General features: G+C 67.4%; 11 protein-coding genes. 8 read left to right on the top strand and 3 right to left on the bottom strand.

What is annotated here, in order from left to right:
- Nucleotides 1–203: 203 nt before the first annotated feature.
- The gene (locus AB4Z55_RS00855; RefSeq protein WP_004021837.1) at nt 204–830 is read right to left on the bottom strand and encodes a TetR/AcrR family transcriptional regulator; all 627 of its coding nucleotides are present in this window, start codon (nt 828–830) and stop codon (nt 204–206) included.
- 186 nt (nt 831–1,016) lie between these two features.
- Between AB4Z55_RS00855 and AB4Z55_RS00850 the strand changes: the two genes are divergently transcribed.
- The 5 genes from AB4Z55_RS00850 to AB4Z55_RS00830 are packed head-to-tail and all read left to right on the top strand — an operon-like array spanning nt 1,017 to nt 5,778.
- A complete protein-coding gene (locus AB4Z55_RS00850) occupies nt 1,017–1,937 on the top strand; it encodes an ABC transporter substrate-binding protein (protein WP_369518931.1) in 921 nt (306 codons plus the stop codon).
- Entirely contained in the window at nt 1,937–3,001 is a 1,065-nt protein-coding gene (locus tag AB4Z55_RS00845; RefSeq protein ID WP_369518930.1) for an iron chelate uptake ABC transporter family permease subunit, read from the top strand. The genes AB4Z55_RS00850 and AB4Z55_RS00845 overlap by 1 nt, the downstream gene beginning before the upstream one ends.
- Nucleotides 2,998–4,053, top strand: coding sequence for a FecCD family ABC transporter permease (locus AB4Z55_RS00840; protein WP_369518929.1), 1,056 nt, complete (start codon nt 2,998–3,000; stop codon nt 4,051–4,053). The genes AB4Z55_RS00845 and AB4Z55_RS00840 overlap by 4 nt, the downstream gene beginning before the upstream one ends.
- 52 nt (nt 4,054–4,105) lie before the next feature.
- Complete coding sequence (locus AB4Z55_RS00835) at nt 4,106–4,915, top strand: ABC transporter ATP-binding protein (RefSeq protein ID WP_369520964.1); 810 nt, start codon at nt 4,106–4,108, stop codon at nt 4,913–4,915.
- The gene (locus AB4Z55_RS00830; RefSeq protein ID WP_369518928.1) at nt 4,912–5,778 is read left to right on the top strand and encodes a siderophore-interacting protein; all 867 of its coding nucleotides are present in this window, start codon (nt 4,912–4,914) and stop codon (nt 5,776–5,778) included. The genes AB4Z55_RS00835 and AB4Z55_RS00830 overlap by 4 nt, the downstream gene beginning before the upstream one ends.
- Nucleotides 5,779–5,820: 42 nt before the next feature.
- Here AB4Z55_RS00830 and AB4Z55_RS00825 read toward each other — a convergent pair whose 3' ends face one another.
- Entirely contained in the window at nt 5,821–6,381 is a 561-nt protein-coding gene (locus tag AB4Z55_RS00825; protein ID WP_354561558.1) for a peroxidase-related enzyme, read from the bottom strand.
- A gap of 216 nt (nt 6,382–6,597) precedes the next feature.
- On the opposite strand from AB4Z55_RS00825, the gene AB4Z55_RS00820 reads away from it, so the two are divergent.
- Together AB4Z55_RS00820 and AB4Z55_RS00815 are read left to right on the top strand one after the other, a co-directional pair.
- Entirely contained in the window at nt 6,598–7,041 is a 444-nt protein-coding gene (locus AB4Z55_RS00820) for an MmpS family transport accessory protein (protein WP_004021830.1), read from the top strand.
- A gap of 27 nt (nt 7,042–7,068) precedes the next feature.
- Nucleotides 7,069–10,020, top strand: coding sequence for an RND family transporter (locus tag AB4Z55_RS00815; RefSeq protein ID WP_369520963.1), 2,952 nt, complete (start codon nt 7,069–7,071; stop codon nt 10,018–10,020).
- A 22-nt stretch (nt 10,021–10,042) separates the two neighbouring features.
- Here AB4Z55_RS00815 and AB4Z55_RS00810 read toward each other — a convergent pair whose 3' ends face one another.
- Complete coding sequence (locus AB4Z55_RS00810; RefSeq protein ID WP_354561556.1) at nt 10,043–10,387, bottom strand: nuclear transport factor 2 family protein; 345 nt, start codon at nt 10,385–10,387, stop codon at nt 10,043–10,045.
- A 159-nt stretch (nt 10,388–10,546) separates the two neighbouring features.
- Between AB4Z55_RS00810 and AB4Z55_RS00805 the strand changes: the two genes are divergently transcribed.
- Nucleotides 10,547–11,344 carry a MerR family transcriptional regulator gene (locus AB4Z55_RS00805; protein WP_369518927.1) on the top strand — a complete coding sequence of 266 codons (798 nt, stop codon included), beginning with the start codon at nt 10,547–10,549 and terminating at the stop codon, nt 11,342–11,344.
- Nucleotides 11,345–11,354: the final 10 nt, after the last annotated feature.

The raw sequence follows: 11,354 nt of genomic DNA, 5'->3' as shown, positions 1-11,354 counted from the left end.
AGGGGCCAGCCACTCGGTGCTCCGGGCAACACTGGTCCAAGAAAATGTGACGCCCGACACTAAGTCGCGCAACGTTGCAACCGAGTTGGCCAGGTTGATCACCTGCCCGAGCGGCCAGGTCGATCGGCCTGCGCACCCTGCCCGCGCCACGGCGGGTCGCAGGGCCCACCCGTTCTGACGGACCAGGGTCGACGGGCCGCGGTTCAGGAATCGTGACGCGGGGGAGTGATGATCGCGGCGTTGACCAACGACAGCAGGTCCTCGACCCTGATGCCGTCGGGCAGCTCGGTGGCGAAGTCGGTCTCCAGCGAGGCCAGCCCGTGCGCCATCGCGAAGGTCGCGATCGCGATAAGATTGCCGGGCACTCCGCCGCCCCAGCCGTCATCCGCGGCGTCGGAGACCGTGCGCATGTGGAGTTCCCACGCCCGTGCCCGGGCCGCGACCAGCTCCGGGGCCTTGTTGTCGACCAGGCGTGAACCCATCATCAGGCCGACCGCGGCGCGGTGGTCGCGCGCGAACCGGACGTAGACCTGGCCCAGAGTGGCCACCGCCTCTCCGAGCGGCGCATTGCCGGGCAGCTGTTCGAGCGCACGGGTGTGCTCGGCGTGCAGGGTGTCGAACCCCTGCACGGCCACCGCCGTGAACAGCGCACGGCGATCGGCGAAGTGGTGGGCCACCGACTGATGGGTGATTCCCACGCGGCGAGCGATGGCGCGCAGGCTCGCCTTCTCCGGACCGGCCTCGTCGAGCTCGGCGACGGCCGCGACGAGCAGCGCCTCCCGGACCTCGGGTGTGGTCCGGCGTCGGATCGGGCAAGCCGGCTTCTGCATGTCCGCGATTATGTCCCACCCATGCGGGTGAGTTGGCGGACTCGAGGTCGCCGGGGCACGTGCTCGAGGCACGTCTCGGACCCCTCACTGCCGCCACGATCCGTTAGGTTAGGATGCGCTAACTGGCAGGGTCGGGGTTGACCGGTGCCGCTCTCGGCAGCGCCGATTCGGGAAAGGGCTTGTTGCATGCGTGCGTCCGTGGTTCGACGTGGAGTGGTGCTGGCGGCGGCGATCGTCGTGGGATTGGCGGGGTGCTCGTCTCAGTCGGACGGCGAGGACGACTCGGCTGCCGGTGGCGGAACACAGAGTGTGGAGCATGCCCGCGGCACGGCAGACGTTCCGACGAATCCGCAGCGGGTCGTCGTGCTCGAGCCGGTGGAACTGGATACCGCGGTCGCGCTCGGGGTGACGCCGGTGGGTGCCGCGGTGGCCAGCAACGTGGCGGGGATTCCGAAGTATCTGGGCGTCGATTGGGTGGAGCCGGTCGGAACGGTGCCGGAACCCGATCTGGAATCGATCGCCGCCTTGAAGCCGGACCTGATCCTGGGTACCGAGTCTCGTCATTCCAAGTTGTACGACCAGCTCGAGTCGATCGCGCCGACGGTCTTCATGGCGTCGCAGGCGGACCCCTGGCAGGAGAACGTCCTCCTGGTCGGGCAGGCGTTGGGCCGCAAGGACAAAGCGCAAGAAATGCTGAACGGCTTCAACGAGCGGTGCGCCCAGATCAAGGACACCTATGACGTCGAGGGCGAGACAGCTAATCTGATCCGGCCGCGCGACGAGACGACACTGAGCCTGTACGGACCGACCAGCTTCGCCGGCGGGACCCTGCAGTGTGTGGGGTACACGATCCCCGACCGCGAATGGGAAGACGGTTTGCAGGCCGACATCTCGCCGGAGAACATCCGGCAGGCGGTGGCCGACGACGTGTTCATCACGACGAGTGATGTCGACGACCCGTCGACGATCCCTGCTGCCATCACCCAGAACCGGGCTGCGTTTCCGTCGGTGACATTGGTGGACACCAGCTATTGGATCTCGGGAGTCGGGCTCAAGGGCGGCGCACTTGTTCTCGACGACATCGAGCGGTTCCTCCAGAAACCCTGATGTCGTCGTTGATCGACGCACCCGCCGGCACCGGCAGCGAGAACGCGGCGTCCGAACGGATGCTGCGGGCCTTGCCGACGCCGATCGGCCTGATGGGTGTGGCGCTTCTTCTCATTGTCGCGGTGGCGATGTCGCTGATGATCGGGTCGAACTCGATCACACCGGCAGCGGTGCTCGAGGTTCTCCGGGGTGGCGGTTCGCCCGAGGCGCGGTACGTGGTCATGGAGCTGCGGATCCCGCGTACGGCCGTCGGCCTGGTGGTGGGGGCGGCACTCGGCGCCGCCGGCGCGTTGATCCAGGCGTTCACCCGTAATCCGCTCGCCGACCCGGGCATCCTGGGAGTCAACGCGGGCGCTGCGTTCGCGGTTGCGGTCGGAGTGGCGTTCTTCGGGTTGCAGAGCATTCTCACCTCGGTCTGGCTGGCGCTTCTGGGGGCACTGGTGGTCACGCTCGGGGTGTATGTCATCGGTTCGTCGGGCCGCGGTTCGGCCGACCCGGTGCGCCTCACCCTGGCCGGCGTGGCGCTGGGCGCGGTGTTCTCCGGCATGACCACGGGTATGACGCTGAGCAATCCGGAAGCCTTCGAGCACATGCGTTCGTGGAATGCGGGCTCGCTGGTCGGTCGCGGGCTGGATGTGCTGGCCCCGACCGTGCCGCTCGTCGCGGTCGCCTTGCTCGCGGCGTTCGTGCTGGCCGCCGGGTTGAATGCGCTCGCGCTGGGCGAGGATGTCGCGCGGGCGCAGGGGGCGAACGTGCGCGCCCTCCGCATCGGCGTCATCGCGTCGGTGACGGTTCTGGCAGGCACCGCTACCGCGCTCGCCGGGCCGATCGCCTTTGTGGGACTGATGGTTCCGCATGTGGCGCGGTGGTTGTTCGGGGTGGACCAGCGCAGGATCCTGGCGGCGTCGGTGGTCCTGGCGCCGGTGCTCGTCCTCCTCTCCGACGTGCTGGGGCGAATCCTCATCTCGCCGGCGGAGATTCCGGTCGGCATCGTCACGGCGTTCGTCGGGGCGCCGGTACTGATCCTGTTGGTTCGGCGGCAGAAAGCGAGCACGCTGTCATGACCGGCACCGGGTTGATCGACGTCGGTTACCGACGGCGGGTGATCGGCGTCGGTCCGTACGCGGTGCCGGTGCGGGCGCGCAGCGTGGCCGTGGGTGTCGGCCTCGGTCTCGCCGTCGTCGTCCTCGGTGTCGTCGCACTCGGGCTGGGAACCTATCCGTTGTCGCCACTTGCCGTCGTCGAGACCCTGCTGGGCGGGGGCGACGCGCTCGATCGCACCGTGGTCTTCGAATGGCGACTGGCACGCACCCTTGCCGCGATCATTCTCGGCGCACTACTGGCGGTGGCCGGTGCGATCTTCCAGACGGTGACCCGGAACCCGTTGGCCAGTCCGGACATCCTGGGCCTGTCCAACGGGGCGTTCACCGGCATGCTCGTCACCGTTGTGGTGTTCTCGGCGAGCTGGTCGCAGATCACAGCCGGAGCGGTCGTCGGTGGTGTGGTGACCGCCGCAGTCATCTGGATGCTCGCCTACAAGGGCGGATTGCAGGGTTTCCGCCTCATCGTCACCGGCATCGGGGTGGCGGCGATGCTGGCGTCGCTCAACACGTGGATGCTCCTCGAGGTCGAGCTGGACACCGCGATGTTCGCCTCCGCCTGGGGCGCGGGGAGCCTGAACGGTGTCACCGCAACGCCTTTGATCGGCGCCGTAGGCGTGGCGATCGTCCCGGTGATGGTGCTGGCGGTCCTGACGCCGCGGCTGCGGCAGCTCGACCTCGGTGACGACGTGGCCGCGGCCACCGGGGCCCGCCCCGCCCTCGTTCGCACAGTGGTACTGCTCAGCGCCGTCACACTCGTGTCCGCGGCGACCGCGGTCATCGGGCCGGTCGCCTTCATCGCCCTCGCGGCCCCGCAGATCGCACGACGACTGTCCGCGACTCCGTATCTGTCGCTGACGATATCGGCGCTCGTGGGGGCGCTGTTGCTGTTGGCGTCCGATGTGATCGCCCAGCACGTTCTGCCCGTGACGCTGCCCGTCGGGGTGGGCACCGTCTCGGTGGGAGGCATCTACCTCGTCGCCATGATCATCCAGGAGATCCGTCGTCGTGCCTGACAAACACTCACCCACATCCGGCAACCGGCCCCGCACTTCGACGGAGGGCTCCGTGCGGTTGCGCGCCGACGACGTGACCCTCGGCTACGACGGCAAGACCATCATCGCCGGGCTGAGTGCGTCGATCCCGGACCGGTCGTTCACCGTGATCATCGGCCCGAACGCGTGTGGCAAATCAACACTTCTCCGTGGCCTGTCACGACTTCTCGCGCCCACGTCCGGGCAGGTGATTCTCGACGGCAAGGCGATCTCGAGCCGGCCGGCGAAAGACGTGGCGCGGCGCCTCGGTCTGCTCCCACAGTCCGCGATCGCGCCGGACGGGATCACCGTCGCCGATCTCGTTGCGCGGGGGCGATATCCGCACCAGGGTCTGCTGCGGCAATGGAGCAGTGCCGATGAGCAGGCGGTCCTCCACGCGCTCGAGGCCACGGGGACTGTCGATCTCGCCCCGCGACGCGTCGACGAGCTCTCCGGCGGGCAACGCCAACGCATCTGGGTGGCCATGGTGTTGGCGCAGGAGACCGATCTTCTCCTCCTGGATGAGCCGACAACATTTCTCGACATCGCTCACCAGGTGGAGCTCATGGAGTTGTTCGCGCATCTCAACCGCCGGGGACGTACCGTCATCGCGGTCCTGCACGACCTCAATCACGCAGCCCGGTACGCCGATCACATCATCGCCATGCGGGAGGGTGAGATCCTCGCGGCAGGCCCACCCGCGGAGGTGGTCACCAGCCAACGGGTCGAAGAAATCTATGACCTGCCCAATGTCGTCATCGCCGACCCCATCACCGGCGGGCCCCTCGTCGTACCCCGTCCGACGCCCGTCGGATCCATCCCGCACGAGGAGGCAGCACAATGACGCAGTCGATCGAATCGACCCGACCGTGGGAGTACAGCGCGTTCCCGGTGACAGTCGCGGGCATACAACGGATCTCGCCGAACTTCATCCGCGTCACCCTGCTCGACCCGTCGCTGGGGAATTTCGCTCCCTGGGGCCTCGACCAACGCATCAAGCTCGTCCTGCCCATGGTCGACGGCACCGAACCCGACTTCGGACTCCTCGAGGACCCGACCCCGCACCCGAAGCAGTGGTACACCCGTTGGAAGGAGCTCCCGGCGGACCGCAGGAACGAGCTGCGGACTTACACCCCGTCGGCGATCCGTCCCGACCAGGGTGAGATCGATGTCGACGTGTTCGTCCACGAGCCGGCCGGGCCGGCTTCTCGGTGGGCTCTGACCTGTTCGGCCGGCGACCGTCTCGTGATCACCGGGCCGGACGTCCGAGTCGGGCGCACCGGTTATGGAATTCACTACCAGCCACCTCACGCACCTGATCGGTTGCTCCTGATCGGTGATGAATCCGCGATGCCGGCGATCGGCAACATCATTGCCGCCACGCCGCCCACCACCCGCACGGATGTGTTGCTCGAACTCGCCGACCCACTCGACGACATCGTCGGCGCGGGTCATCCGCACGCTCGGATACAGCACGTCACCCGCGGGCCCGACACGGGCCGACGGCTCGAAGAAGCGGTGCGGGACTGGGGTGCTCGGCATGCCGGCGACTTCCGGGACACGCTCCCGGCCGCCTATGCCTGGATCGCCGGTGAATCGACCACGACGACCCGGATTCGTCGGTACCTCACACACGAACTCGGCATGGACAAGAACCACGTCGCGTTCCTCGGATACTGGAAACTCGGTGGGCCGCTGGTCGGATGAGGGGCGGGGTCGAGAACCAGATCGCCTCGCCGACCCTCCGAGTCACCGCCCCATGGAGTAGAACTCGTCGTTGGGTGCGACCGCCGTCAGGTGTGCGAGACGGTTGGATGCGGCGAAGAACGCCGTGATCGCACCGATGTCCCAGATCTCGTCGTCGGTGAGCCCCGCTGACCGAGCCCGGGCCATGTCACTGTCCGCGAACAATTCTGGTGTCCTGGTGAGGGCGAGACTGAGATCGACGATCGCGCGCTGGCGACCATCCAGGTTCGCGCCCGCCGGGTTGGTTGCGACGTGATCGGACAGGTGTGAGTCCTTGGACCGCACACGCAGAATGGCGCCGTGGGCGACGACGCAGTAGATGCACCGGTTCGCTCCGGACGAGGCGACCACGACCAGTTCGCGCTCGGCTTTCGACAGTGGCCCGGGTTGGTCCATCAGGACGTCGTGGTAGTCCAAGAAGGCTCGCAACTCGTTTGGTCGGTGCCCCAGTGCGCGGAAGATGTTGGGGACGAAACCCGACTTCGACACGATGGGTTCGATCCGTTCACGAAGGTCAGGTGGCAGGTCGGCAAGCTCGGTCAGGGGAAACCGACTCGTACTCATGGGCAACGCCTTCCGTCACAGGGGCAGACTCTGTTCGCTGCGCGACAAGCCAATGCTCGCGCCTGGTGACGTGACTCACCACCCCCGGAAGGAGGGGCGAAACCTTGCCAACGATCGATGTCACATATAGAGTCCCTGCCACTGGCAGTCTGAGTGTGGTCAGACCAGGGAAAGTCCAGGTCGAACCGCACGAGGGCTGATGTCGATGGGGGTCCGATGAAGAAATCCGGTGCACGTGGCGGCTCGCTGTGGATCGTTCTGGTGGTCATTGCCGTGATGGCGGTGTCGGCGTTCTATGTGGGCAAACTGCGTTTGAGTGAGATCCCGGACCGGGCGATCGGGCACTCACCCCCGGCGCCGCAGGCGGGCGTCGTGCGCGACAAGTCGATCGAGTACGTGGTGACCGGCCCGGCGGGATCATCCGCGCGGGTGTCCTACATCGAGCCCAGTGGGCGGGTCGTCGACGACAAGGTGTCCGTTCCGTGGCGGGTGGTGCTCCGAACGCGGGAACTGACGACATCCGTCGGGGTCCTGACCCAGTCATCGGGCCGCGGAACGGTGTCATGTGCGGTGCGGGTCAACGGATTCGAGCGCGCGCGGCAAGCCGGGTCGGGCGCCGACGGCAGCACGGTCGCCAACTGTCTGGTTCCGGTGGCGTAGATGAGCACCGACGACGGGGAACGGCAGATGGCCACCACACGCGGTCGGCTCGCGCGCCTTCGGCACGGGCTCTTCGAGGAGGTCCGGCGACCCGTGCACCACGAGGTGCTCCGTGACGGGGCATCGTCGCGTCCCCGGTTCGCGCGCTTCCTGTACGCCTGTTCGATCCCGGTCATCGCCATCTGGCTGCTCATCGCCGGTGGTCTCAACATCGTTGTACCGCAGCTGGAATCGACGGTCACCGAACACGCCCAGTCCTTCCTGCCCGACGAGGCGTCGTCGGTGCAGGCGCTGGTCAAGATGGGCGAGTACTTCGGCGGCGGGGGCAGCAACAACTTCGTCTACGTCCTGATGGAGGGTGACGAACCGCTGGGACCGGAAGCCCGCACCTACTACAACGAACTCCTGGCCGAGCTGACCGCGGACACCGAACACGTGAACTCCGCGATGGACCTGTGGTCGAATCCCGATCTCGCCCCGGCGGCGCAGAGTTCCGACGGTCATGTCGCCTATGTGCTGGTCAACCTCGCCGGCAACATGGGCACGGCGCTGGCCATGGAGTCGACCCAGTCCGCGCGCGACACGATCGCCGCGTCGACGCCGCCACCCGGCATCGACGTTCACGTCACCGGACCGTCGGCCGTCGTCAACGACGAGATGGTGGCCATCAACGACTCCATCATCCTGCTGGTGTCGGTGTGCGCGTTGCTGGTCGGCGCCGTGCTGCTGCTCGTCTACCGATCTGTGGTCACCGCGATGGTCCCCCTGTTGGGCGTGGGACTGGCCCTGGCGGTGGCCCGCGCGACCATCTCCTTCCTGGCCGAGAACGAGGTCATCAAGGTGTCGATCTTCGCCGCGGCGCTGTCGGCGGTGATCGTCCTGGGCGCAGGCACCAACTACGGGATCTTCCTGGTGGGCCGCTATCAAGAGGCCCGACGTAAGGGGCGCGACCGGGAGGACGCCTATTACGACGCGCTGGCCGGTGTGCAGCACATCGTCGTCGCATCGGCGCTGACCGTCGCGGGTGCGATGGCCTGCCTGGCGGCAACCCGACTCGCCATGTTCAGCACGTCGGGATTGCCCTGCACCATAGCAATTCTCATCACCCTCGCCGCTGCACTCACCCTCGGGCCGGCGGTCCTCGCGGTCGCGACCCGACTGGGTTTCGTGGAACCCCGGGAGTCGGCCTCACCGCGACGCTGGCGCCGCATCGGCACCACCGTCGCACGCTGGCCGGGTCCGGTACTCGCGGCGGCGCTCACCGTTCTCGCGGTCATGATCCTTCCGCTCGCCATGTACGCGCCGAGCTACAACGAACGCCGCGCGCAACCGGCGGACTCGCCCGCGAACGTGGGATTCGCTGCGGCAGACAGACATCTACCGCCCAACATCATGGCTCCGAGCGTACTCATCGTCGAATCCGACCACGACATGCGCAACTCGGCGGATCTGATCGCACTCGCGCAGATGACCGACGCGGTCGCCTCGATCGACGGTGTGAACGCGGTCCAGGGCATCACCCGCCCCCTCGGGCAGACCCTCGATCAGGGCACCCTCACCTCGCAGGCCGGGTACATCGGGAACCGCTTCGGGCAGATGACATCGCTTCTGCGCGATCGGATCACCGATCTCGACGCGATCGGCGCAACGGTCGACCGCCTGGACACCGCCATCGACGGCGTCGACGCCGCGCTGCGGCAAGGGGCGGCCGGCGCGGGGTCGCTGTCCGACGCCACCACGCAACTGCAGCAGACCAGCGACTCGACGCTGGCCAAGGTCGACGAACTCTCGGCGGGGATCGCACCGATGCGCGGGCTGGTCCGGTCGATCCCGCAGTGTGGGGATGTCGCCGCGTGCCGCACCGCCCTGACCGGGCTGTCCGTTCTCGACGACGTTCCCGCCCTCCGCGAATCGGTCCGGGATCTAGCCGACGGCACGCGGTCCCTGAGTGGCGCCTTGCCCACCGCCGCCGAGCAGATCCCGACGCTGCGCGCCACGGTCACACAGATCCGCGACCTGATCGGGCCGTTGCGCACGACCCTGGGGGCTCTCCTCCCGCAGGTGGGTGAGATCACCGACTTTCTCGACGAGGTCAGTGGCGCGTACTCGGCGGGCAGTCCCGCTGCCGGCGGATTCTTCCTTCCGAGCCAGGCGTTGGAGAGCCCGCTCTTCCAGAGCGGAATCCCGTACTACTTCTCCGACGACGGCAAGGCGACGCGGATGATCGTCACCCCGCAGCGTGAGGGATTCAGCCGTGACGCGATGGACGTGAGCGCGCACGTCATCCCGACTGCCCTGGGCGCGATCAAGGACACGTCCCTGGCCGGATCCACCGTCAGCATCGGCGGCCCCGGCGGGACCCTGCTGAACATCGAGTCGTTCGCGCACGAGGACTTCATCGCCATCGTCGTCGCCGCCTTCGCCTTCGTGTTCTGCGTCGTCCTGTTCCTGCTGCGCAGTCTGGTGGCGGCGCTCGCCGTGATCGGGACCGTCGGCCTGTCGTACCTGTCGGCAATGGGGGTGTCGGTGTTCCTGTGGCAGGGCATCATCGGCAATCCACTGCACTGGTCGGTCGCGCCGATCGCGTTCACCTTCCTGGTGGCCGTCGGCGCCGACTACAACATGCTGCTGGTCAGCCGCTTTCGGGAGGAGTACGGGGCCGGCGGCGGCACCGGACTGATTCGCGCCATGGTCGGCACGGGAAGTGTTGTCACGCAGGCAGGTCTGACGTTCGGGATCACGATGCTGGCCATGCTCGCCAGCTACGCCCACAATGTCGCGCAGATCGGCACGACCGTCGCCATCGGACTCCTGATCGACACTCTCATCGTGCGGACCCTGGTCATGCCGGCGATCGCACGTCTCTCCGGCCGGTGGTTCTGGTGGCCGACGCCGTTCGTGTCGCTACCTGCGCGACGGACCCGCCTGGAACCCGAACTCGACGAGCAGATGAGTCCGACCGTCGCGCAACGGCTCTGACGGTCGTTCGGATCCCGACCCGCTACTGCACCGGTTCGATGCGTAGCGAGCTGATGTGGCCGCCGGCGTCGACCGTGAACCGGTTGGCCAGATCCACTCTGCCGCCGGGGAAGTCGCCTTCGATGCGCTGGATGGCGATGACGGCGTCGCCGTCGCGCTCGATACGCATCAGTGTGGCCGTGTACGTGAACGCGTCGGCGACAGCCGCGCGCCACGAGGCGATCGCGGCACGCCCGTCGTAAGTGTGTCCGTCGTCGACGACGGTGGCGAACTCGGCGAACAGCGCGGAGATCTGGGTCGGATCTGTGCTCGGTGTCGCGTCGAGGTATGTCTCGACGGCCGGCGGGAGCGAGGGGATGGAAACCATCGTGATGATGCCTTTCGTTCGGTAGCTCGCGTCTCGTGTTCTTCTTCCGAACCCACACACTGGCCGTTCCCCCAAGGGGAAGGTCAAGCGCGGTCCATGAAGTCACCGACGAGTTGAGCTTCCCCCTGGGGGAAGGGGGAGGATGGCGAGGTGCCCAGCATGATGACCATCGGTGACTTCAGCCGAGCCACCCGTCTCAGCGCGAAAGCGTTGCGGTTCTACCACCGCGTCGGTCTGCTCGAGCCGGCTCGCATCGATGCCGCCACTCAGTATCGCTACTACACACCCGAGCAGATCGACGACGCACGTGTGATCCACCACCTCCGGTCACTCGACATGCCGGTCGAGGAGGTGCGCTGTGCGCTGACAGCGCCCTCCGCAGCTGCCAAGAACGAGATCATCGCCGATCATCTGCGTCGGATGGAGCAACGTCTCGCGGAGACGCAGTCCGCGGTGGAATCGCTGCGCCGACTGTTGACGGACTCGGCGCCCACGTCGGCGCCGATCGAGCGCCGTGTGGTCCCGGCAGTATCGGTCCTCGTCATTCGCGACACGATCGACCTGGTAGATCTCGGCGGATGGTTCACCCAGGCCAACGAGGACCTGGACGACGAGCTCGAGCGTTCGGCGCTCTCCGCTCAGGGACCTCGGGGTGGCCTGTGGTCGACGGAGCTGTTCCTCGACGAGCGCGGCGACTGCGCCGTCTTCTGGCCGGTGTCACCGACAGCCGCCGCAACGGGCGGCGGACGCGTGCGACGGGAGGTCCTGCCGCCGGTTCACATGGCTGTCGCCACTCACCACGGCGACGACGCGACCATCGGTGATGTCTACGCCGACCTCGGGGCCTACGTCAGCGAGCACGGGATCGGTGCGCCCGGGCCGGTCAGGGAGACGTATGTCGACGGCATCCCGGGCCAGAGCGGGACAACCGAGATCGCGTGGCCGGTCCACAGCTGACCCCGGTGGC

Origin of the sequence: Gordonia sp. ABKF26 (assembly GCF_041103195.1) — a bacterium.
Classification (GTDB): domain Bacteria; phylum Actinomycetota; class Actinomycetes; order Mycobacteriales; family Mycobacteriaceae; genus Gordonia; species Gordonia terrae.
This window is presented reverse-complemented; position numbering and strand designations above follow the sequence as displayed.

Bases quoted from the DNA above. Each gene is read 5' to 3' on its own strand.
- AB4Z55_RS00840 (WP_369518929.1), top strand. From the start codon at position 2,998: ATGACCGGCACCGGGTTGATCGACGTCGGTTACCGACGGCGGGTGATC.
- AB4Z55_RS00825 (WP_354561558.1), bottom strand. From the start codon at position 6,381: ATGAGTACGAGTCGGTTTCCCCTGACCGAGCTTGCCGACCTGCCACCT.
- AB4Z55_RS00845 (WP_369518930.1), top strand. From the start codon at position 1,937: ATGTCGTCGTTGATCGACGCACCCGCCGGCACCGGCAGCGAGAACGCG.
- AB4Z55_RS00820 (WP_004021830.1), top strand. From the start codon at position 6,598: ATGAAGAAATCCGGTGCACGTGGCGGCTCGCTGTGGATCGTTCTGGTG.
- AB4Z55_RS00855 (WP_004021837.1), bottom strand. From the start codon at position 830: ATGCAGAAGCCGGCTTGCCCGATCCGACGCCGGACCACACCCGAGGTC.
- AB4Z55_RS00850 (WP_369518931.1), top strand. From the start codon at position 1,017: ATGCGTGCGTCCGTGGTTCGACGTGGAGTGGTGCTGGCGGCGGCGATC.
- AB4Z55_RS00805 (WP_369518927.1), top strand. From the start codon at position 10,547: ATGATGACCATCGGTGACTTCAGCCGAGCCACCCGTCTCAGCGCGAAA.
- AB4Z55_RS00830 (WP_369518928.1), top strand. From the start codon at position 4,912: ATGACGCAGTCGATCGAATCGACCCGACCGTGGGAGTACAGCGCGTTC.
- AB4Z55_RS00815 (WP_369520963.1), top strand. From the start codon at position 7,069: ATGGCCACCACACGCGGTCGGCTCGCGCGCCTTCGGCACGGGCTCTTC.
- AB4Z55_RS00810 (WP_354561556.1), bottom strand. From the start codon at position 10,387: ATGGTTTCCATCCCCTCGCTCCCGCCGGCCGTCGAGACATACCTCGAC.